Source organism: Streptomyces profundus (genome assembly GCF_020740535.1).
Taxonomy (GTDB): Bacteria; Actinomycetota; Actinomycetes; order Streptomycetales; family Streptomycetaceae; genus Streptomyces; species Streptomyces profundus.
Genome location: NZ_CP082362.1, coordinates 3267139 through 3288177 on the forward strand (window position 1 = coordinate 3267139; position 21039 = coordinate 3288177).

Consider the following 21039-nt stretch of genomic DNA (forward strand, 5'->3'; position numbering starts at 1 on the left):
AGTCGCCCCGTCCGGTGGGGCGTTCGCGCGATCAACACGTTGTGATCCGGTGCTTGCGCACGGTGGGCATGTCTTGTGATGCTATGACTGCTTTTGCGGCTAGTGCACCGTGAAGGGGTGGTCGGCAGGTGGCGGTGACGCGGTCCAAAGGCGCCGGAGCCCGCGTGCTCACGCAGTCGCTCTGCGAACGGCTGGCCCGGCTCGAAACGGGCACCGCCGAGCACTCCAGGGTGCGGGACACCCTCGTCGAGGCCAACCTGCCGCTGGTCCGCTACGCCGCACTCCGCTTCCACAGTCGCAACGAACCGATGGAGGACATCGTCCAGGTCGGCACCATCGGCCTGATCCATGCCGTCGACCGCTTCGATCCGACGCGCGGCGTGCAGTTCGCCACCTTCGCGCTGCCCACCATCGTGGGCGAGATCCGCAGGCACTTCCGGGACAGCGTGCGAGCGGTCCATGTGCCCCGACGGCTGCACGAGCTGTGGGCGCGGGTCTGCGCCGCGGCCGAGGAGCTGACGACGGCGCTGGGCCGGTCGCCCACCACCGCGGAGTTGGCCGAGCGGCTGCGGCTCTCCGAGGAGGACGTGGTGGCGAGCATGGACGCCGGCAGGGCGTACCGGGTCTCCTCCCTGGAGGCCACCAGGGACCGCGAGGAGGGCTCACCCGCGCTGGTCGACCGGCTCGGGTACGAGGATCCGGGTCTCGCCGATGTCGAGCACCGCGCGTTGATCCGACATCTGCTGGTGCAACTGCCCGAGCGCGAGCAACGCATCCTGCTGTTGCGCTACTACCGCAATCTGACGCAGTCGCAGATCAGCGCGGAGCTCGGACTTTCGCAGATGCACATCTCCCGGCTGCTGGCCCGCAGCTTCAGCAGGCTGCGTTCCGCAAACCCGATCGAGAAGTAAGGCTTACGAAGGACCCAACTCCGGGAACTCACACATCAGCTGTGCCGTTTTATCGACATGAAGCTACATCGTGTTGATGACATGTGACATTCTGTTGGAACCGCGTTTGCCAAGGCGGCAGCTCCGGTATTCACGAGAGGGTGCCTCTCGTGGGAGTCCTGCCAGAGGTGGCCGCCGCGACCCGTCCCGCCGACCTCAAGGGGGTGGCATGTCCGTAGAACTGGGCAGCTCCAAGGTGCTCACCACGACCGGCACGCCGCATGTTCCCGCGCCGCACGAACCCTCGGTGCCGCACACAGCTCCCGCCGAGACCGACAACCTCGACACCCGCACGCTCTCCCGTTCCCTCTTCCAGCGCCTGGCCGGGCTGGACGCGGACAGCCCGGAGCGCGGCTATGTGCGGGACACCCTGATTGAGTTGAACCTCCCGCTGGTTCGCTACGCGGCTGCCAGGTTCCGCAGCCGCAACGAGCCGATGGAGGACATCGTCCAGGTCGGAACGATCGGGCTGATCAAGGCGATCGACCGCTTCGACTGCGAACGCGGCGTGGAGTTCCCCACGTTCGCCATGCCGACGGTGGTCGGCGAGATCAAGCGCTTCTTCCGTGACACCTCCTGGTCCGTCCGGGTCCCCCGGCGCCTCCAGGAGCTGCGGCTGGCCCTCACCAAGGCGAGCGACGAGCTGTCCCAGCGGCTCGATCGCTCCCCCACGGTCCCCGAGTTGGCGGTCTGCCTCGGCGTCTCGGAGGAGGAGGTGGTCGACGGTCTGGCGGTGGGCAACGCCTACACGGCCAGCTCGTTGGACTCCCCCTCCCCCGAAGAGGACGGCGGCGAGGGCTCGTTGGCCGATCGGCTGGGCTACGAGGACACCGCGCTGGAGGGCGTGGAGTACCGCGAGTCGCTCAAGCCGCTGCTGGCCCGGCTGCCCGCCCGCGAGCGGCGGATCATCATGCTCCGCTTCTTCGGGAACATGACGCAGTCGCAGATCGGCGAGGAAGTGGGCATCTCGCAGATGCATGTCTCGCGGCTGCTCACGCGCACGCTCCAGCAGTTGCGCGAGGGCCTGACCGCCGAAGAGTGAAGCGACCCGGACCGGCGGGTGGCCGCCGGTCCGGCGGGGGATCCATCGGGACCACCCCCGCGCCCCTGTCTGTCTCCGCGCCCCGGCGTTCCCGCGCCCGCCAGGCGCCTCCCAGTGCTGCCCTGGGACGCGCACCCCGCTTCGGGCGCCGGCAGCCGGCGGCCGTCTTCAGGAGGCCAGCAGATACACGACGGCGGCGAGGGCCAACACCCCCACCACGACGCCCACGATGAGGCCGACCCGCGGCCCCGATGAGGCCGGCGGGGGCGTGGCCGCGGGCCCGGCCGAGGGGGCGGGGCCGTCGTTCACGAACGCCTGGAACATCTGCGTGCTGCCGGCCGGGTCGATATCTTGAGGGCTTCGGGGGCCCTGAGGGCCTTGCGGTGCCTGGGGATTGTGCGCCATGCCTGCCGACCCTAGCGAATCCCACGACCACCGGAACAGCCGGACCGCCGGCCTTCTCGTTCCATATCGCCGGCCGCCCGCAATACGACGGCCAGCCCGCTTCGCCGGGAATCCGGCGTTTGGTCCCGCTATGGGGGAGGGGTTTTCGGCCCCGTACCGGAACCGCTCCCGATGTCTTGCGGGGCCTCTGACGCGACGGTCCAATGAGTGGTCCCCCCACGGACCGACCCTTTGGATGTGATGTCCATGAGTGCCTCCAGGCGCTCCCCCGCCCGCCGTTGGATCGTCGGCGGAGCCGTTCTCGCCCTCGGCGCCAGCACGCTGTTGGCGGCCAACGCCCAGGCGGAGCCCGAGCGGGCCGCCGCGCCCCAGCCCAGCGCGGTCGTCTTCATCGACGACTTCGACGGGCCCGCCGGTTCCGGAGTCGACACCGGCAAGTGGCGGCTGGACCCGGGCGACAACATCAACAACAACGAACTGCAGTACTACACGGAGGGCACCGAGAACGCCCAGCTGGACGGCGAGGGCAACCTGGTGATCACGGCGACCGCGGAGGGTGCCGCCAACTACCAGTGCTACTACGGCACCTGTGAGTACACCTCGGCGCGGATGAACACGTCGCAGACCTTCCAGGCCGAGTACGGGCGGGTCGAGGCGAGCATCAAGCTGCCCCAGGGCCAGGGCATCTGGCCGGCGTTCTGGATGCTGGGCAGCGACTTCCCCGGCGTGCCGTGGCCGGACAGCGGCGAGATCGACATCATGGAGATGGTCGGCCATCAGCCGGGTACGGTGCACGGCACCGTGCACGGTCCGGGCTACTCGGGCGGCGCGGGCATCGGCAGCAGCTACAGCCTGCCGGGCGGCGAGATCTTCGCCGACGACTTCCACACCTTCGCGATCGACTGGGCACCGGACTCCATCGTCTGGTCGGTGGACGGCAATGTCTTCCAGGAGCTCACCCCGGGCGATCTGGGAGGCAACGCCTGGGTCTTCAACAAGCCGTTCTTCATGATCCTCAACCTGGCGGTCGGCGGCGACTGGCCCGGCCCGCCGGACGACGGCACCTCCTTCCCGCAGCAGATGATCGTTGACTATGTGAGCGTCACGACCAGCGACTGAGCGGGCGGGTGGGCCTCAGGGCCAGGTGGCTTCGAGGCCCACCCGACGAGGAGGTTCCCCGAAGGGGCGGTGACCGCTATCGGCCAGATGGCGGGCACGCCGGAATATCCGACGCGCGCGGTCGGGTTCCCGCTCGCATGACACACACTCTGGCAACGGAACTCGGCCCCGTCGGGGTCTGGAGCATCGCGCTGAAGTCGCCCGACGGCTCCCCGCAGCCCGCGTTTCTCGACGCGGCACGGGAGTTGGAGCAGCTGGGCTATCGCGCGCTCTGGATCGGCGGCAGCCCGACGGTCCGGCAGGCCGAACCGCTGCTGGCCGCCACCTCGACCCTCCGGGTCGCCACCGGGATCACCAGCATCTGGGGCAACGAGGCCCAGACCGAGGCCGCCGACTTCGCCGAGGTGAACGACGCCCACGACAACCGCTTCGTGCTGGGGCTCGGCGTCAGCCACGGCCCGCTCACCGAGCGGTACCACCGCCCGTACTCGTCCATGGTGGAGTACCTCACGGCCCTGGACCAGGCGCCCCGTCCCGTGCCCAGGGAGCGGCGGGTGCTGGCCGCGCTCGGGCCCAAGATGCTGGAACTCGCCCGGGACCGGGCGGCCGGCGCCCACCCGTATCTGGTCACCGTGGAGCACACCGCGCAGGCGCGCGCCACGTTGGGCGACGACGCGCTGTTGGCACCGGAGCTGAAGGTGGTGCTCGACGACGACCTCACGCGGGCGCGCGCGACGGCGCGCGGCTATCTCTCGGGCTACCTCAAGCTGCCCAACTACACCAACAACCTGCTGCGGGCGGGGTTCACCGACGAGGACTTCGTCGACGGCGGCAGCGATCGGCTGCTGGCGGAGGTCTTCGCGCTCGGCGACCAGGACACCATCCGGCAGCGCGTCGCCGACTACCTGGACGCGGGCGCCGACCATCTGGCGGTCCAGATCGTCACGGACCGGATCGGCGCGGAGTTCCCGCTGGCCGAGTACCGTGCGCTGGCCCCGATCCTGCCGCTGAGCAGCTGAGTTGACGGATCGGGGGTGGGGGGCGCCGCCGCCCCCCACCCCCGACTACCAGGTCAGCACCGGCTTGACGACGCGGCCGGCCAGCTGGTCGGCGACCGCCTGGTTGATGTCCTCGAAGCGGTACCTGGTGACCAACCTCTCCACCGGAAACCGCCCGTCCGCGTGGAGTTCGAGCAGTTCGGGGATGAACCGCTCCGGCACGGAGTCCCCCTCGACGCAGCCGCGCAGGCTCTTGCCGCCGTACATCAGGTCCTGGACGTCCAGCGTCAGCTCGTTCGGTCCGAGCCCCACCACCACCAGCGTCCCGCGCGCGGCCAGCGCCTTGACGCCCTGGGCGATCACCTCGGGGTTCCCCGTGGTGTCCAGGGCATGGTCGGGGCCGCCGTCGAGCAGGCCCCGCACGGCGTCGGCCAGCTCGGTGCCCGCTTCGAGCGCGCCGGGGTCGAGCGCCAGCTCCGCGCCCAGCGCGAGGGCCAACTCCCGCCGCTCGGGGAGCAGATCCACGGCGAGGACGCGTGCGACGCCGGCCGTGCGCGCGGCCAGCAGCGCGGAGAGGCCGACGCTGCCCATGCCGAAGATCGCCAGGGTGGCTCCAGGCTCCGGACGCAGCACGTTGAGCACGGCGCCGGCGCCGGTCTGGACTCCACAGCCGAGCGGCGCGAGGGTGCCGAGGTCCGTCTCCCGGCCCACCACCACCGTGTTGTCGACGGTGGTCAGCACATGGCTGGCGAAGCTCGACTGGCCGAAGAAGGAGCCCACCAGCGGGGTGTCGCCCTGCCGGAGGGTGGTGGAGCCGTCGGGGCGGGTGCCGCCGTTGTTGAGCGCCAGCATGCCGGCGCAGTACGCGGGCCGCCCGTCCCGGCAGTTGGGGCAGGCGCCGCAGCGGCGGTAGCTGAGCAACACCCGGTCGCCGGGGGCCACGCCGCGCACCTCGCGGCCGACCTCCTCGACGACTCCGGCTCCCTCGTGGCCCAGCACCAGCGGGTTCGCCCCCTCGGGGGCCAGGGACCGCACCGCCAGATCGGTGTGGCAGAGGCCGCTGGCCGTGATCCGCACCAGGATCTCGTCCGGACGCGGGGCGTCCAGCTCGACGGTCTCCAGGGTGAACGGGTGCCGGGGCCCACGGGAGAGCACGGCGGTGATGCGCACGTGATGGAGTTCCTTCCTCGACGGGTGGACGGTGGTGCTTGCCCTGTGGTGACGGGTGGGGGTGGGGCTGCCGTTGGGGTTGTTGGGGTTGGGGTTGGGGTCGCGGTTGGGGTTGGGGTTGGGGTTGGGGTTGGGGTCGCGGTTGGGGTTGGGGTCGCGGTTGGGGTTGGGGTCGCGGTTGGGGTTGGGGTTGGGGTTGCCGGGGTCAGCGAATCCGGTCGCGTTCGAGCAGGAAGTAGAAGTGTTCGCCCTGATCCCAGACCAGTTCGGAAGTGCCGTTCATCAAGCCCATAAGGGTCTGATCATCGACCCGCTTGAAATGATCGAGGATCGGCTGTCCGTCGTAGACCATGGCGGCCGTCACCTCGCCGCGGAACTCGACGTTCCACAGGCTTGCCTCGCCCATGCCCAACTCGACGTTCGAGAACGGTTCGTCGTTCTCGTCGAGGCAGATCAGCGGCTTGACGTCGGAGAGCGAGCGGAAGACCTTGCCGCGCCAGCGGTGCGCGACCAGCGCCTCCCTCAACCGGTGCCCGGTGGCGAAGGCGGCGCCCCGCCACTCGCCGAGTATCTCCTCGGCGCGGACGGCCGGGAGGGCCGCCCAGACCTCGTCCAGTTCGGCCGGTACCACCCCGGCCTCCCGTTTCCGCAGTTCGTGAAAGCGCGCCCTGGCCTCGTCGGGTCCCATCCGTCCGTCCTCTCCACGGCGCCTGACTGCGACACCGATCAGGGTCAGCGACAAAGCGATCACACTCGATCGCTCGGCGCGCACCGAGCGTGTTCGCGCGTCGACGGTACGCGGGATCGGCCCCAGGGAACATGGGGCCTGCGCGCGCACAACCGGCGCGCGTGGGCCAAAGCGCGCCGGCGTGCGCCCGCATGCCCCTGGCGGGCGACATGATGGGGGATATGACCACCCTTGTGCGCCTCGCCCAGCAGCCCGAGGCCGACGCCCTCCTCGGTCGAAGCCCGCTCGCCGCTCTGGTCGGCATGTTGCTCGACCAACAGGTGCCCATGGAACGGGCGTTCACCGGCCCCTACACCATCGCCCAGCGGCTGGGCGAGAACGATCTGGACGCCCGACGGATCGCCTCCATGGACCCGGAGGAGTTCGCCGCGCTCTTCTCCGCCAAACCTGCCGTGCATCGTTTCCCCGGCTCGATGGCCAAACGCGTTCAGGAACTGTGCCGCTATCTGGTCGCGCACCATGACGGGGACGCCGGGGCGATCTGGCGGGACGCGGGGAGCGGTGCGGAGCTGTTCCGGCGCCTGCACGCCCTGCCGGGCTTCGGCCGGCAGAAGGCGCAGATCTTCCTGGCGCTGCTGGGCAAGCGGTTCGACGTGACCCCGGAGGGCTGGCGCGAGGCCGCGGGGCCCTACGGCGAGGAGGGGTCCCACCGTTCCGTCGCCGATGTCACCGGGCCCGAATCCCTGGCCATGGTCCGGGAGTTCAAACAGCGGGCCAAGAAGGCCGCCAAGGAGTCGGCGAGCGCCCGGGAGAAGTAGTCCGGCGGACGGGAGCGGCCGTCCGCCGCGCCAGGTCGCGGCCGGTCGCCATGGGCGGTGGTGCGGTCTGCGCGGACCGGCGCGAGGGCGTGCGAGGGGGCGCGCGGAACCTCAAATTTTACTCTGAGACCGGACTCGGCTCTTTTGCGACCGGAGGCTTCGGGCATGGTAGGAGGTGACCAAGCCGACATCAGGCGGCATTCCGTCCACGCGTCCGGAGCCCGGCCATGAGCAGCAACCCCCACCGCCCCGACCGTCGAGCGCCGGTGTCGTCCGGCCTGGAGATCGGCTCGATGGCCCGCGACCTCACCAGCGACCAGGTCGGCCGGGTGATGGCCCACCTCTCCGGCCGTGTCTATCTGCGCCCGCCGGGGGGCGGTCGGGAGTGGACGGCGAGCGCGGAGGATCTGCGCCCCATCAGCGCCAGCGAGTCGCTGCGCGCCCGCGTCGCCGAGGCGAACCGCCGCGCGGTGCGCGGCACCCGCTGACCCCCGCCCGCCAACGGGCGGCCCCAACGCCGCTCCGCGATCGACCGCTCCGGGATCGACCGCTCCGCGACGGACCCGGACGTCAACGGGCCTGCCGGGTGGATGTCCCACGTTCGGGCGGCACCGTCGCCCCCACCGCACGGCTGGGACGGGAGCGTTCGGCGAGGGGGCGGACGGCGACCAGTATCCCGAGGACCAGCGCGCCGAAGAGCGTCCTCCCGGCGAGCCCTGAGCCGGCGGCGAACGAGCGGGCCCGGCAGGGCGCCCGACAGCCAACGCCCGACCGTCCGGGGGCGCGGTCCGGGCCCACTTCCGAACACCTCGGCCGCCCGGCTCAGAATCTGACGGGGTCCGCTACCTCACCGCCCCCGATACCGAATTAGCTCCACTCTCCTCGATCGTCGATCGTCGATCGTCGATCGTCGACAAGATAATCACGCGGTATCTGGTCGCGCTTTCGCCGGGGAATGCGATATCCCCGAAGGGGCGGGGCCGAACGGTGACGGTCGCGCCGGGGGCTCCCGGCTATCGCGAAGTACCCGCTGGTCACCGCCCGTTCGTCCGCCCCGCACGACAGTGACCGGCAAGTCGTCGCCTAACGGCAGGACATCACGAATTCAACCCCGGTAACACGTTCCTGCCAACATCCGCTGCGACACCCCATAGGTAAAGCAAAATCCATTACCCTCCGGAATCGAAGATCTCGCAGATAACGGAAGGAATTCAAGGATGCGCTATTTCGGGGTCGCTTCCGTCACGATCGCCGCCATCGGGCTGGTTTCCGTGCTCAGCGGTACGGCGACCGCCGCTACCGCCGCGACTGAGCAGGACGCCGCGCAGTCGTGCGGCGCGATCGAGCTCTCCGGCTCCCTCCCCGCGCCCCCGGAGGGAATGTCCGTCCAGCAGACGGTCACCATCGGCGAGGACTGCGAGCCGGAGCTGGGCCCCGTCGAGTACGTCCCGGTCGAGTCGCCCGCGACCGACCTCACCTCGACCGCCGCCGCCAGCCGCCAGATCCGCAGCTGGAGCGAGATGTACGACTGTTGCAACATCCGCATGACCGGTCTGTACTCGACCGCCGACTGGAACACCGAGGACGGTCGGATCGTCACCGCCACCACCACCGCGACCCAGGAGTGGAACCGCGAGCCGTGGAACGCCGGCTGGTCGCTGGAGTCCGCCTCCGACACCCAGGACTGCGCCGAGGACTGTTCCGTCGTCAACCACGACGCGGTCGCCGACTTCTCCTACCAGGGCATCTTCGACCCGACCGGCAACCGGTACGCGAACACCCACCACTCCTCGATCCAACTCAACGCCGACGCCACCGCCGACTGCACGTTCGACGTCCAGCTCAAGAACACCTTCATCGGCTGGAACTGGCAGCGGGGCTGCGAGTGACCGAGCCGGAGACGGCACCCCGGGCCGGCACCACACCCCGCCCACCACGGCGCCCCGGCCCGGGACCTCACCTCTACGGGTGACCCGATCCGGCGGCACGGAGGGCCTCTGCTCCAGGCACGGCGGGTGGTTGGCGTCAAACGTGGGCGTCAGCGCCCACACAAGAGCCCCCGTCGGCTTCCCGGCGGGGGCTCTGAGCTGCGCGCTCGGCAGGATTCGAACCTGCAACCTTCTGATCCGTAGGACTGGGCGGGGGCCTGTATCGGGGTCCCCGTCCTCGTCACGTTGTGGCTGCGCGTGCGCCGAACACCGCTGCGGTGTGGGGCCGTTGCCGTCACGGTTGCCGTCAACTTGGGCGACAGGCGGTCTACCCGAGGAGGCGGCCTGATTCCAGGTAGTGGGTCTGGCCCTTCATGAGTGCCTCGATCGCCAGGCCGACGCGCTCACGGATGCGTGGGCGCACAGCGACCACCACGTCATCAGGAGAGACGAACTCGCACGCGGACAGCTCGTGATCACGGGGGCGAAGACTCGCCGCGTCTGCGGGGCTCAACTCTCCGCCATCAAAGATCAACACAAGCTGATCATCCCAAGGCCCATGGGGCGGGTCCCAGTCCATCGTCAGCACCCGCCGCAACTCCGGTTGAATTCCCAACTCTTCGAGCAATTCACGCCGGGCCGCTTCCGCTGGCGACTCGTTCGCCTCGGCCATACCTCCCGGAAGGTCCCAGCCTTCTTTGTAGGTCGGGTTCACCAGCAGAATGCGCCCGGCCCCATCCCGCAGAATCACGTCGGCGGCAACGCGCTTGCGAGCCTGCTTGGCGTTCCCTTCGGCAAGATGCGCCCATTCTGCGGTGCCGGGCTCAGGCTGGCCGGTCATGGAGAATTTCCTTCGTTATACGACGACGCGACGCCTGCAAGCAACAGGCCCCTCTGTCGGTTGATCATGGTGATGGAGTCCAAGATTTCGGCTACCGGAGGGCTCCGCCCTGAAGGGGCGCAACGTGCGGTAGAGGTCACCGAGTTGCCGGGAAATACGCAGAGATCCCAGTGTGCGGCAGGATTCGAGGAGGTCGGAAACGACGGCGCACGCCGCGTCCAATTCGCCCATCTCCGCATGGATAGTGGCCAGCGTGATCTGGCCGAACACCCGGCTACGTGCCCTGTCTCCCGTGCGTAGGGTCACGGCTCGCTCGGCTTCCTGGGACGCTGCCGGCAACTGCCCTAGCTCCTGAAAGCAGAGGGCCGCTTCGCTGGCCAGAGATGCCGCGTCGAACTGGCTGATCCAGGCCGACGTGGGCGCTTCGGCCCGTCGGCTTAAGGAGTCTTGAGCCGCGTCAATGACTACCGACGGCTTCCCCCAACCGTGCCAGCGCGCGGGCCTCCATCGCATGCAAACGCGCCCCCAGCATGGGAACGAACGACCCCACTTTGGCGACGTCCCGTCCCGCCCGAGCGAGGTCCCTCGCCTTTCCTGGCTCGCCTGATTGCAGGGCCAAGTGACTGAGGCTGGCGTGAATATGGGCCGTGAGAGCCGGGTCTGAACCGACGCGGGAAAGCGACAAGGCATGCTCGAAATGCTGCCCTGCCTGGATATCCTGGCCCGAGTCGTGAGCCATCCAGCCGGCCATCTCAGTGAGGGCAGATGCGGCAAAAAAGGTCTCAGGCGTGCTGCTGACGCTCTTCGTTCCGAAGATTCTCGGTGCCATCTGAGAGTTGAGATAGCGGACAACCGCTTCGTAGAGATGGCCCCCGCCCAGCTGGCGGTCCGCCACCCTGAACGAGTCCATGGCAGCCATGTCGTCGTGCTGGTCTTCGGGAGCGATCGGAAGCACCGCACCTGTGGTTGTCGGCGTCGCCCGCCGCTCGACCGGAGGCTCATCGGTCTCCCCGCGTCCGTAGGCTGCCGCATCCTCCAGGTCGCTCAGTAGCACATCGAGGACCTGGGCGAGAACGGGCAACCAGGAACCCGGGATGCGCTCTCCGCGCTCCCATCGGGACACCTCGTTGCGGGTCAGGGTCTGCACACCAGACAGGGCACAGAGCTTGCCGGCCAGCTGACGCTGGCTCAGTTTGCGCGCTCGGCGCAGCCCCGTGAGGTGTTCCCCGAACCACTGGCGCCTCGTCCGGCTCATCGCCTGGCCTCCTCTCGCTCCCCAGTCTGGCCCCTCCTGGGCCCCCTGTCTGGCTCCTCCCGGAGAACAACGACGGCGCTTCGATAAGAGACCCCAAGCGAACACGGAAATCGCGAACCCCCGCAACCGTGGTGGACGGTCCGGGGGCGTGGCCAACGCCGTAGAGGAGCGCTGACATGCCGCACTGTATCGCCAAGACCCTGGAGCACCTGTTCCGGTTGCCGCCCCCTCCCCGTGGCCGCCATCGGGCGGGCCGTGCCCCCGGGGTCGTGGTCCGGGTGGACCCGCAGACGCTGGTGCTGCCGCGGGGCGACGACGAGTTGATCCCGACCTACATGCTGACGGCTGAGGAACGGCGGCGCCGCCGTGAACGGGTGCTGGCCAGGGCTGAGTTGTCGGGAGGGGCGGTGCCATGCTGACCGACTTCCCACATCGCCCGCCGTTGGGTGCGCTGGCCCGGCCCGATGTGGTGCCGTATATCGCTCAGTGGAGCGAGGAGCACATCAAGCAGCCCGTGGTGATCGGCCGGGCGGGTGGCATCGCGTATGCGGATGAGGTGGTTCAGGACCGGGACGGGGGTGGGGTGTTGTGGTCCCGCGTCGGTATGCGTCCCGGCCGTGGGCGGCCGGAGTTCGGCAAGGTGCACGGCCTGCGGCAACGCCGCACCATGCGCCGGCTCCTGTGTCAGGTCTGCGGTGACCCGGCCGACGAGAACGACGACGGGGTGCTGTGGCTCCTCGGTGAGGACCCGGACGACCCGGACTCCTGGCCCGAAAAGTTGGAAACCTCCCATCCCCCGTTGTGCCTGCCCTGCGCCGCGACCTCGGTGCGGCTGTGCCCGCACCTCAGCAGGCACTATGTCGCGCTGCGGGTGCGGGACTTCCACCTCGCCGGGGTCTGGGGCGCCCTCTACCGTGCCGGCTTCCCGCTGCCCGTGCAGTCCGAAGCCGCCGGGGTCTCCTTCGACGACCCCCGGGTGCGCTGGGTCCGCGCGAGTCAACTGATCATGCGGCTCGACGCGTTCACCGTGGTGGACCTGGAGGCGGAAGTCTCCCGGAGTGCCGACACGTTGCCACGCGGGTGGCCGTAGAAGCTTTGGGCGGGAGCTGCCAGGGGGCGAGAGAGCCGGGGGCCGTAAGCTCGCGCGGCGAGTCGGGCACCTGCCCATCAAGCCGCAGAACCTCAACCGTTCCCTCGACGTCCTGTCCGCCCGCGGAGGCATCTCCAGGGTCCGCTTCAACGATCTGAGAACCACCTGCGCCTCACTCCTCCACGAACAGGGAGCTGACGCCCGAACGATCATGGAAGTGCTCGGCCACAGCTCGATCCGGGTCACGATGGACATCCACACCTTCGTCCGCCTCGACGCGCAGCGGGACGCCATCGGTCGCGGGGGCGCTGCCCTCAGGGGTGACGCCAACGGCAGAAGCAACCGGGATGGGGACGACGGAACAGCCGGGGCACTCGCTGCCGTCTGATCCAGGCGCGGCGGGCGGTTGGCGTCAGAGACCGCCGTCAGCGCCCATGCAAAAGGCCCCGTCGATCACTCGACAGGGCCCTTGACCTGGGGCGCGCTCGGCAGGATTCGAACCTGCAACCTTCTGATCCGTAGCTCGAAAGGGACCGGTCATGTGGGGTTGTTTGGGGTGCGGTTGGCGTGGTGAGGGACGGCGAAGGGGGGTGGCGGCTGCTGTGGTTGCTGTACTCCGTTGCTGTACCACTGTTTGCGCCACGCAAGGTCGTTTCCAAAGCGGACGTGCTTGCATGCCACCTCAAGAGCTGCAAAGCGTGAGACCTCTACCACCCTACCGCTTTCCATGATCAGGATCAGCTCGATATCACAGCATTTCACCCCCTTAAGAGGAAGCAAGTAGACCTGACATCTTGCGACAGAGCCACGAGTAGTCTCCATATTCTTTGACTGCCCGGAATACATCGCGCGACGCTTTGGATTCCTTGAGGAGACAAAGGACGAAAAGCCAATAGAGTGAATCCGCTAGAAAAACCTGCTCAGACGTCTCCCGATTTCGACCAAGATTGTGAGCAATATCATCACGATCCCCTTTGACCAACTGGGACCATTTACGCCTATCTTTTACCATCTCCATGAACGTCCCGCCCGCATAATTCGCACAGCGGGACATCCTCGCGCCAAAATCGATTGAGTCGCCATGAAGTGTCCGATCGAAAGATTCCAGCGAGGCCGCTCGATTGAGTAGCCGATCACTCACAGACATGGACTTTGAATACCGTGTCGACATCACCCTCCCCAAGGAAGTGCGATGCTTTCTTGCAACATCAAGCCAAGCAGCGACGCCATCCATTCCACCAAATTCCTTATACCCGAACACGAGCGGAATTCGGGAGATCTTCACCGGGGCATCGTCCACAGCAGTCCATCTTGCGTGAAACTCAATGGGCCTGAGCGCGAACCTGCCTTCCCCTAGCTTGAACTTCACGTCCGGGTGATAAAAATTCACTTCATCGAACTGGGCAGTTCTGTTCGTGGCAATTGAGACCAGATCCTGCAAGTCGCTAGCTACCTCCAGGAGTGTATCCATAGGACTCAGGCTTGGTGGATCATAATGGTAATAGTACGACTGCTTGATACCTTGGCAAGTCACCCCATCGCCCGTAAGCACTAGGTGTTGCCGCAGGCGCAACTCAGAGGAGTCGGCAAGGTTGGCACTTTCGGGCTGCACCTCATGACCGTAAACAGAAAACCGGGGCTCGGGGGCGCCGTCCCGCGCCTCTAGTTGCCGTTCGGGAAATCTGAAAGAGGAGGATAGGCCACCCTTTAGCACCCAGTACGATAAGTATTTTAGGGTGAACGAAATTCCACTCGCAACCACTTCCTCCCCCTCCTCATAGAAAACACCCTTGAACACCTGATTAACATGCACTACCTCAGTCGGAACGCCACCCAGAAGGTTTCTGTCGGCTCGCTTTTGGAAGCAATCCTCCAACGTGTAGGCAGTCGTGCCGATGATGCCGTGGATTCGCGGATAGGTTCCTACCTTTTCGGCTGACTCCTCGGTGAACACTGTCTCGGTAATGCCGTTTTTTGTCACGGAATCACCCAGGAGATCGAAAGGACTGAGGGATCCGATGATGTGAAGCTCAACGTCACCCGCCGCATTGATCTTCAGCGTGCCCGGCAACCTTCTTTCCTCGTCACCCAGAAGCCACCAATGCCCCTGCCCCTCAAATGGTTTCACCAGTCTCCTTCCGGTAGAGATCATTGAAATAATAGCTTCGTGGTCAAGGACGCACCTGCATTTTGGGCGTTCAGGGCCGCCCGCGAGGGTCATCAGCGTCGGCGGAACGGCTTTGGGCGGGAGCTGGCTTGGGGTGAGGATCGGGGCCCGTACGCTGGCCGGCGGATCGGGCAGGCTCTGGACCTGCCCGCAAGTGCCCGATGTGGGCCCCGATCTTCGAGGCTCGCCCCAAGCTGGCTGCGTAAAGCCGTGGAGCCGACCCCCAGCCACGACGGCGCCCCAGGCAGCAACCCCTCACCGACGGCTGGTTGTTGGTGCGCGGCCGGCGGGCCTTGGGCCGGAGCGGGGCGGAGACAGGAGCGGCGGCCCGGGGGCCGCCGCTGCCGTGCGCGCCGCGCGTGCGCGGCGCCTTGATGTCGTAGAGAAGGTTGTTACGCGTCGGGCCCCGGGGGTGGGTTGGGGTTCTGGCGCTGGTTCTGTCGTTGGCGGTCGTGTTCGATTTCGTAGGCGACGGTTTCGGCGCAGTTGAGGACCATGCGGAGGCGGTTGAGGATGGTGGTTCTGGCTTGGTGGATGAGGTCGTAGTGGTCGGGGTTGTGTCCGGTGGGGGTCCAGAAGCCGCGGTGGCTGTGTTCGTTGACGACGGTTTGGCAGTAGTGGACGACTGAGTCCATGGCGCCGGTGATCTCGTAGCGGTAGCACTGTTCGGTCTCGGGATCGATCTGTTGGGGTGCAGCCTCGTTGGGTTGCGTGTTGTGGTCGGTCATGGCGTGGTGGCCGGGGGGATGTTGGTGGTGTGGCTGATGGTGCGGATGTTGTGGCCGGTGAGGGTGATGCGGCCTTGGGCGGTTTGGTGGTGAGGGATAGCGAGGGTGCGGGCCATGGCGCGGAGTTGGCGGGGTGTGTAGGGAGTCCAGTGGGCGGCTTCTTCGGGGGTGTAGTGGAAGAGCGCGCCTTCCTCACTGGTGGGTGCGGGGATGTCACGGGGATCGAGGAGGGGTTCCTCGCCGGGAATGTCGGCGGGGCGCACGAGGTCGTGGGGTGGGACGTCCAGGGCGCGGGCGATGAGTTCGATGGTGCGTTGGCTGGCGCGGGTCTGGCCGCGCTCCAGGCGGGAGAGGTTGCCCTTGTCGATCCCGGTCCGCTCGGCAAGGTCACGGAGACTGATGCCTTGGGTGGTGCGGATGGCGCGGATGGCGGTGCCGTTGGGAGTTAACGCGCCAGCTCCTCGACCGCGCCGACGGCCGCTGGTGCCCTCGGGGTGGGTGGTGCCGTTCATGTTTGGTCTCCGGTGGGGCGGGCGGTCAGGAGGTAGTGGATGGGGGGTTCGTGGAGGGTGTGGCTGTAGAGCCCACCGGCGGCCAACTGGTCCAGGGCGCGTTCGCGTTCGGGACGGTCCGCGAGCCATGTGCCGACGTGCCGGGCCTGTGGCGGGTCGAGTTGTTCGCCGATCTGGCGGGCGCGGTGGTGGAGCCAGCGCAACGCCAACCGGGGTGTGGTCGCCTGGTAGGTGCTGAGCCAGAACGTTCGGCCGGTGGGGAGTTCGTAGGCGACCGCCTCACACAGGAAGCCGACCGCGCGGGCCTTGAGCGTCCGGCGTCCCCGTATTCCGGTGTAGGTCAGCACGGTGCCGGCACCGAGACGTTGACATGAAGCTCGGCCGTGACGGTGTGGCCAGTCTCGTCGCCGGTGATGCGTACGACCGTGGCGCACGCGGTCACCAGGACCAGGCCCCGGCCGCACGGGCTACTGTCCGTCGCGTGCGCCACCCGGGGTCGGCTGGTGCTGCCGCCGTGGTCCGTGACGGAGATGGTCACGGTGCGCGGGGTTCGGGTGATGTGGACGGTGAAGCCGGTGGTGTGGCTGCGGGTGTGGGTGATGGCGTTGGCGGCGAGTTCGGAGACGACCAGGGCGGCGTCCTCCCGACACGGGATCTCGGAGAGGACGTCGCGGACCAGCCGGCGGGCTCGACTGACCTCTTCTGGGTTTCCGGGGAAGGTGAAGTTCCAGGAGTTGCGGCGGGGATTGAGGAGAAGGCATTCCTTTCCACGCTTCCCACTCATATACTCGTGCATACAAGTTCCTTTCTGCTGGTAGAAGGGCGTAGTCCTGGTGGTTGAGCTAGACGAGTTTCACGCCATCGTGCGCACGCACGGCCGGCGGGCTGGCATGGTCAAGCGCGTCCGTGACACGGATCGCGTACGCCTCGTCGGCCAGTTGATCCACTTCGTCCCGGCTGACCCAGCGAAGGGCGCGGGTCTCCTCGCCGGTGGTGGGGGCTCCCTCGGTGGCGGTGCAGCGGAAGACCAGGGAGACGATCAACCTGGTCATGTTCTTGTAGACCCCGGTCAGCTCGGCGTCCGGTGCGATGGTGATGCCGGTCTCCTCGCGCACCTCACGGCGCAGCGCCTCGACGATGGTCTCGCCCGGTTCGACGACCCCGCCTGGCGGTTCCCAGTGACCGTTGTCCCGGCGCTGGATGAGCAACGCCTGGTCGGCGTCGTTCACGATGACTCCGGCGACGCTCACGGAGTGGGGACGCTCACTGTGCACGGTGCGGGGCTTCCTGGTCGATGGCTAGGCTGTCTCACCGTAGCAACAGAACTCAGCTTCTCGTCTAGATACCTAAAGGAGTAATCACATGGCGGCACTTCCCTCCGGCGTCCTCGGCTCGTTGGATTCCACCAGTGACCGGGCGGTCTTTCGCCAGATCGCCGACCAACTGCGTGAGGCGATCGACAAGGGGCGGTTCAAGGAGGGCGCGAAGCTACCGTCCGAGTCCGAGCTGGTGGAGCACTTCGGCGTCTCCCGGATGACCGTGCGCAACGCGCTCTCCGTCCTCCAAGGGGAAGGGCTGGTGCACTCCGAGCACGGCAAGGGCGTCTTCGTCCGCCCCCGGCCTCCGGTTCGACGTCTGGCGTCCGACCGGTTCGCGCGACGGCACCGGGATCAGGGGAAGTCCGCCTTCACGGTGGAGGCCGAGGCCGCCGGGAGTCGCCCCGAGGTGGACAACCTTCAGGTCAAGGAGGAACGCCCCACCCGGGACATCGCCACGAGGCTGGGTGAGCCGCGCAAGGTCCTGGCAAGGAGGCGGCGTTATCTGCTGGATGGGCGGCCGGTTGAGTTCGCGGCCTCGTTCCTGCCGTTGGACATCGCCCGTGACACCCCCATCGCCCAACCCAACCCGGGGCCCGGCGGGATCTACGCCCGGCTGGAAGAACTCGGCCACCGCCTCGACCACTTCGACGAAGAGGTTCGCGCCCGGATGCCCACCCCCGTTGAGGTCAAGACCTTGCACCTAGCCGCCGGCGTCCCCGTCATCCACCTCGTACGCACCGCCTACGACACCGAGGGGCGCGCCGTTGAGGTCTGTGACACCGTGATGGCCGCCGACGCCTACGTGCTGGCCTACCAACTCCCCGCCAACTGACCACGCCTGACCGACAGGCGCCCCCGTGGGCTCGTCGGAACGACTCGTACACACCAACACCCATACTCGTATAGACGAGTGGTCAGGCGTGTGGCACACTGGACCACGCCACCACATCCGTGGGGTCACCGGGCCGCATCTTGTCTAGACGACTAGCCGTATGTGTTCGGTGAGGAACATACGAGGAGTAACGAACGTGCGCACCATCCGAGTTGAGACCTCCGCCGCGACCATCCTGCTGACGGAGGAGCCGGCCCCGAAGGTCCGGGACCGGCAGACCGGGGAGATCGCCAAGGACGCGCTCAGCGGTGAGACGTTGATGAAGGTCGGTGTGGTCTACCTGGAGGACGGGGAGTCCTCGCTCCTCCAGGTGACCGTTCCCGAGTCCGGGGTGTCCGAGGGACTGGCCCTGGGCGGTCCGGTCGCGCTGCCGGGGCTGGTCGCCCGGCCGTGGGAGTCGGTCTTCAACGGTCAGTCTCGTCACGGGATCGCCTTTCGCGCGGCGGCCGTCACCCCGGCCAGCCTCCCGGCCTCGGCGGGGGTCTGAGATGTCCGAGCTGGTAACGCTGTTGGGTACGGGTGCCCCGGTGGCTGCGGCTGCCGGGGGTGCCGCCCTGGCACGGGAAAGGTACCCGCGCTTGTACTGGTCGGCGGTCGGCCTGCCGTGGTCCGTTGTCCGGTTGTTGACCACCTACGGGTCGGTGATGGAGGCGTGTGGACTGGCCGTTCCTCCGTCCCGGCTGCGGGCCCTGGCCGTCCGGGCGACAACGCGCCGGGAGGTGAGGCCCGTTCCGCCTCGACGCGGCCTGGTCCGTCCGACGGCCACGGGGTTGCGGGTCCGGCTGCGGCTCGCCCCCGGGCAGGAGGTCGCCGATCTGGCCGCCGCGACCGAACGCCTCCGGCACGCGTGGAGCGTTCACGCCGTCCACGTTGCCGAGATCAAACCGGGGGTCGCGGAACTGCGCCTGGTCGGGTTCGACGTACTCAAGGACGTTCGGATGCCGAGAACGGGTGGCCGTGCTGAATTCTTGCGGGCGCCGGTCGCGTTGCGGGAGGACGCCACGCCGTTCGTGCGCGACTACCGCACTGTCCCGCACCAACTCACCCTCGGCGCAACGCTGTCGGGCAAGTCCATGTACCTGCGGCATCTGGTCGCCGGGCTGGCTCCGCAACGGGTCGCGATGGTCGGGATCGACTGCAAGCGGGGCGTCGAGCTGGCGCCATTCGCCCCGCGCCTGTCGGCCCTGGCCACCGATCCGGCCGAGGCCGCCGAACTCCTCCCCGCATTGGTCGGGTTGATGGAGGAACGCTACGACCTCATACGCGCCCGACAACGCGACAACGGCGCCACGTCGGATCTGTGGGGGCTGCCGGAGGAGGAGCGGCCGGTGCCGGTGGTGGTGTTCGTCGATGAGGTGGCCGAGCTGTTTCTCACCGCCACGCGGAAGGATGAGGAACGGCGGGATGAGCTGGTCACCCACCTCGTTCGCCTAGCCCAACTCGGCCGCGCCGCCGGCATCTACCTCGAAGTCTGCGGCCAGCGCTTCGGCGCCGAGCTGGGCAAGGGCACCACCATGCTCCGCGCCCAACTCACCGGCCGCGTCTGCCACCGCGTCAACGACGAAGCCTCCGCCAAGATGGCCCTCGGCGACATCTCACCCGAAGCGGTACTGGCTGCTTGCGCCATCCCCACCGAACGCCCCGGCCTCGCCGTGGCCGCCGACTCCTCCGGCCGCTGGGCACGGATACGCACCCCCTACCTGTCCCTGACCGACGCGGCCACGCACTGCGCGATCCACGCCCACCGTGCCCCGACGTTGCCGGCCCTGGCCAGCTTCCGGCCCGTGGCCTCGACGGCGGTCGAGTCGGAACCTGCGGGGAGCTGATCGCGATGCGCGCCCAACTGATCAGGCCCGACCCGGTGTTGGTCCAGGCGGTCATCGCTGCCGCGTTGTCGTTCGCGCACATTCACGACCTGGCGGCGGCTGCCGGTCAGGACGATTGGAAGGCGTGGGCCTACCCGATCTCGGTTGACCTGCTGTTGGTCGCAGCTTGGCGGCGGCTTCGGTCCGGGAACGGGGGGGCGGTCGGTTGGTGCTGGTTCCTGATCGCCCTGACCGCCTCCCTCGGCGCGAACATCGCCACCGCCGGCCTCCTCGACCTGGGCGACGTGCCCGACTGGCTGCGCGTCCTGGTCGCCGGCTGGCCCGCCCTCGCCTTCCTCGGTGGCACCCTCCTCGCCCACACACCCACCGAAGAACACGAACACCCCACCCCTCCCGAACCCGAAGCCGTCCCGGCTGCCCCACCTCCTGCGGTGCCTGCGGCGTTGGTCCAGCACGCCCGGAAGATTGCCGCCGAGCATCAACAACGCACCGGCCAACCCATCGACACCCCCACCCTGCGGGCCCGCCTCGGCGTCCCCGCACCCCTCGCCGAGGCCATCGCACTCCATCTCACCTGAGGAAGGAATCAGCCGGTGCGGCCCGACGACTGGACACCTGCCGACTACCTCAAGGCCGCTGAGGAGATGACCGCGACCGGTCGCCCGAACCTCGCTCATCTCCTCGCCGAGAAGGCTGCTTCTCTCACCCCCAACCCCCAGGAAGCCGCTCGCATCTTGCGCGCCTACCCCCGCCCCAACTCCCCACGGAGGCCCTGACATGCCGATCTTCCGCCGCTTCCGCCGCCTCGCCCGCGTCGGCCCCGTCCAGGTAGCCACCGGACATGACCAGCGTGGCCGGGAGAAGCACACGGCCGCCTGCACCGCGCCGCGCTGCGGGTTCTCCGCCGAGTACGACACCCGCTCGGCCGCCGAACTCGCCGCCACCACACACCGCTGCTCCGCCCACTGAACACCGCTGAGGGAGACCCGCTCGTGAACGTGAACCTGCCCGTGGTCGTCGTCTTCGGCCTCGCCGCCTGGGCGGCCGTACGCCTGCTCGGCATCCGCCCATGGGCCGTGGCCCTGATCGCCCTGTTCGGCTTCTACCTCGCCGACACCTTCGCCGCACCCGCCATCGACTCCGGCACCCGCACCGGAGTTGAGATCATCAACGACCAACACGACTAGACAACTAGCCAACAAGCCGCAAATGAAAAGGGCCCCCGGGACGGAACCGATACCGCCAAGCATCCACCGCCCCCGGGACCCCGACTCCAGCCACGCGCACGTAG

The 21039-nt window shown here is 68.1% G+C and carries 28 protein-coding genes; 16 read left to right on the top strand and 12 right to left on the bottom strand.

What is annotated here, in order from left to right; genetic code table 11:
• Positions 1-128 precede the first annotated feature (128 nt).
• Positions 129-911 carry an RNA polymerase sigma factor SigF gene (locus tag K4G22_RS14250; protein ID WP_228080610.1) on the top strand — a complete coding sequence of 261 codons (783 nt, stop codon included), beginning with the start codon at positions 129-131 and terminating at the stop codon, positions 909-911.
• Positions 912-1119: 208 nt separating this feature from the next.
• Positions 1120-1992, top strand: a complete 873-nt coding sequence (locus K4G22_RS14255; RefSeq protein WP_228080611.1) for an RNA polymerase sigma factor SigF — start codon at positions 1120-1122, stop codon at positions 1990-1992.
• Positions 1993-2160: 168 nt separating this feature from the next.
• Here K4G22_RS14255 and K4G22_RS14260 read toward each other — a convergent pair whose 3' ends face one another.
• Positions 2161-2397, bottom strand: coding sequence for a hypothetical protein (locus K4G22_RS14260; protein ID WP_228080612.1), 237 nt, complete (start codon positions 2395-2397; stop codon positions 2161-2163).
• A 246-nt stretch (positions 2398-2643) separates the two neighbouring features.
• On the opposite strand from K4G22_RS14260, the gene K4G22_RS14265 reads away from it, so the two are divergent.
• Both K4G22_RS14265 and K4G22_RS14270 read left to right on the top strand, forming a co-directional pair.
• Positions 2644-3516: a glycoside hydrolase family 16 protein gene (locus K4G22_RS14265; protein ID WP_228080613.1), complete on the top strand. Its 873-nt coding sequence runs from the start codon at positions 2644-2646 to the stop codon at positions 3514-3516.
• A gap of 137 nt (positions 3517-3653) precedes the next feature.
• Positions 3654-4535: an LLM class F420-dependent oxidoreductase gene (locus K4G22_RS14270; protein WP_228080614.1), complete on the top strand. Its 882-nt coding sequence runs from the start codon at positions 3654-3656 to the stop codon at positions 4533-4535.
• A gap of 45 nt (positions 4536-4580) precedes the next feature.
• Here K4G22_RS14270 and K4G22_RS14275 read toward each other — a convergent pair whose 3' ends face one another.
• Positions 4581-5684, bottom strand: a complete 1104-nt coding sequence (locus K4G22_RS14275) for an NAD(P)-dependent alcohol dehydrogenase (RefSeq protein WP_228080615.1) — start codon at positions 5682-5684, stop codon at positions 4581-4583.
• 205 nt (positions 5685-5889) lie between these two features.
• Positions 5890-6372, bottom strand: a complete 483-nt coding sequence (locus K4G22_RS14280) for a DUF4334 domain-containing protein (RefSeq protein ID WP_228080616.1) — start codon at positions 6370-6372, stop codon at positions 5890-5892.
• Positions 6373-6593: 221 nt separating this feature from the next.
• Here K4G22_RS14280 and K4G22_RS14285 point away from each other — a divergent pair, with 221 nt between their 5' ends.
• From K4G22_RS14285 to K4G22_RS14295, 3 genes are all read left to right on the top strand, one after another.
• Complete coding sequence (locus K4G22_RS14285) at positions 6594-7190, top strand: HhH-GPD-type base excision DNA repair protein (protein ID WP_228080617.1); 597 nt, start codon at positions 6594-6596, stop codon at positions 7188-7190.
• A gap of 227 nt (positions 7191-7417) precedes the next feature.
• Positions 7418-7678, top strand: a complete 261-nt coding sequence (locus tag K4G22_RS14290) for a hypothetical protein (protein WP_228080618.1) — start codon at positions 7418-7420, stop codon at positions 7676-7678.
• A 729-nt stretch (positions 7679-8407) separates the two neighbouring features.
• Positions 8408-9079, top strand: coding sequence for a hypothetical protein (locus tag K4G22_RS14295; protein ID WP_228080619.1), 672 nt, complete (start codon positions 8408-8410; stop codon positions 9077-9079).
• Between the two features lie 367 nt (positions 9080-9446).
• On the opposite strand, the gene K4G22_RS14300 is transcribed toward K4G22_RS14295, so the two are convergent.
• From K4G22_RS14300 to K4G22_RS14305, 3 genes are read right to left on the bottom strand one after another with little or no spacing between them, the layout of a single operon-like run.
• Positions 9447-9959 carry an NUDIX domain-containing protein gene (locus tag K4G22_RS14300; RefSeq protein ID WP_228080620.1) on the bottom strand — a complete coding sequence of 171 codons (513 nt, stop codon included), beginning with the start codon at positions 9957-9959 and terminating at the stop codon, positions 9447-9449.
• Between the two features lie 15 nt (positions 9960-9974).
• A complete protein-coding gene (locus K4G22_RS32085) occupies positions 9975-10472 on the bottom strand; it encodes an NsdA family TPR-like regulatory protein (RefSeq protein ID WP_483414797.1) in 498 nt (165 codons plus the stop codon).
• Positions 10417-11214, bottom strand: a complete 798-nt coding sequence (locus K4G22_RS14305; protein ID WP_228080621.1) for a helix-turn-helix domain-containing protein — start codon at positions 11212-11214, stop codon at positions 10417-10419. Before K4G22_RS14305 ends, K4G22_RS32085 begins: the two co-directional genes overlap by 56 nt.
• Before the next feature lie 176 nt (positions 11215-11390).
• Between K4G22_RS14305 and K4G22_RS14310 the strand changes: the two genes are divergently transcribed.
• From K4G22_RS14310 to K4G22_RS14320, 3 genes are read left to right on the top strand one after another with little or no spacing between them, the layout of a single operon-like run.
• Positions 11391-11633, top strand: coding sequence for a hypothetical protein (locus K4G22_RS14310; protein ID WP_228080622.1), 243 nt, complete (start codon positions 11391-11393; stop codon positions 11631-11633).
• Positions 11627-12304 (top strand): hypothetical protein, encoded by a 678-nt coding sequence (locus tag K4G22_RS14315; protein ID WP_228080623.1) that lies wholly within the window; start codon positions 11627-11629, stop codon positions 12302-12304. The genes K4G22_RS14310 and K4G22_RS14315 overlap by 7 nt, the downstream gene beginning before the upstream one ends.
• Entirely contained in the window at positions 12273-12692 is a 420-nt protein-coding gene (locus tag K4G22_RS14320; protein ID WP_228080624.1) for a tyrosine-type recombinase/integrase, read from the top strand. The genes K4G22_RS14315 and K4G22_RS14320 overlap by 32 nt, the downstream gene beginning before the upstream one ends.
• Before the next feature lie 378 nt (positions 12693-13070).
• On the opposite strand, the gene K4G22_RS14325 is transcribed toward K4G22_RS14320, so the two are convergent.
• From K4G22_RS14325 to K4G22_RS14350, 6 genes are all read right to left on the bottom strand, one after another.
• Positions 13071-14432, bottom strand: coding sequence for an ApeA N-terminal domain 1-containing protein (locus tag K4G22_RS14325; RefSeq protein ID WP_228080625.1), 1362 nt, complete (start codon positions 14430-14432; stop codon positions 13071-13073).
• Between the two features lie 431 nt (positions 14433-14863).
• Positions 14864-15199, bottom strand: a complete 336-nt coding sequence (locus K4G22_RS14330; RefSeq protein WP_228080626.1) for a hypothetical protein — start codon at positions 15197-15199, stop codon at positions 14864-14866.
• Entirely contained in the window at positions 15196-15711 is a 516-nt protein-coding gene (locus tag K4G22_RS14335) for a helix-turn-helix domain-containing protein (protein WP_228080627.1), read from the bottom strand. The genes K4G22_RS14330 and K4G22_RS14335 overlap by 4 nt, the downstream gene beginning before the upstream one ends.
• Complete coding sequence (locus tag K4G22_RS14340) at positions 15708-16058, bottom strand: hypothetical protein (protein WP_228080628.1); 351 nt, start codon at positions 16056-16058, stop codon at positions 15708-15710. The genes K4G22_RS14335 and K4G22_RS14340 overlap by 4 nt, the downstream gene beginning before the upstream one ends.
• Positions 16052-16495: an ATP-binding protein gene (locus K4G22_RS14345; RefSeq protein ID WP_228080629.1), complete on the bottom strand. Its 444-nt coding sequence runs from the start codon at positions 16493-16495 to the stop codon at positions 16052-16054. Before K4G22_RS14345 ends, K4G22_RS14340 begins: the two co-directional genes overlap by 7 nt.
• 58 nt (positions 16496-16553) lie before the next feature.
• The gene (locus tag K4G22_RS14350; protein ID WP_228080630.1) at positions 16554-16985 is read right to left on the bottom strand and encodes an NUDIX hydrolase; all 432 of its coding nucleotides are present in this window, start codon (positions 16983-16985) and stop codon (positions 16554-16556) included.
• 88 nt (positions 16986-17073) lie between these two features.
• Here K4G22_RS14350 and K4G22_RS14355 point away from each other — a divergent pair, with 88 nt between their 5' ends.
• The 6 genes from K4G22_RS14355 (at position 17074) to K4G22_RS14385 (ending at position 20935) form a co-directional block, all read left to right on the top strand.
• The gene (locus K4G22_RS14355; protein ID WP_062210137.1) at positions 17074-17862 is read left to right on the top strand and encodes a GntR family transcriptional regulator; all 789 of its coding nucleotides are present in this window, start codon (positions 17074-17076) and stop codon (positions 17860-17862) included.
• Between the two features lie 196 nt (positions 17863-18058).
• Positions 18059-18409: an SCO3933 family regulatory protein gene (locus K4G22_RS14360; RefSeq protein ID WP_228080631.1), complete on the top strand. Its 351-nt coding sequence runs from the start codon at positions 18059-18061 to the stop codon at positions 18407-18409.
• 1 nt (position 18410) lies between these two features.
• A complete protein-coding gene (locus K4G22_RS14365) occupies positions 18411-19748 on the top strand; it encodes an FtsK/SpoIIIE domain-containing protein (protein WP_228080632.1) in 1338 nt (445 codons plus the stop codon).
• A gap of 5 nt (positions 19749-19753) precedes the next feature.
• Complete coding sequence (locus K4G22_RS14370; protein WP_228080633.1) at positions 19754-20326, top strand: DUF2637 domain-containing protein; 573 nt, start codon at positions 19754-19756, stop codon at positions 20324-20326.
• A 199-nt stretch (positions 20327-20525) separates the two neighbouring features.
• A complete protein-coding gene (locus K4G22_RS14380; protein ID WP_228080635.1) occupies positions 20526-20717 on the top strand; it encodes a mobile element transfer protein in 192 nt (63 codons plus the stop codon).
• Between the two features lie 23 nt (positions 20718-20740).
• Positions 20741-20935, top strand: coding sequence for a hypothetical protein (locus tag K4G22_RS14385; RefSeq protein ID WP_228080636.1), 195 nt, complete (start codon positions 20741-20743; stop codon positions 20933-20935).
• Positions 20936-21039: the final 104 nt, after the last annotated feature.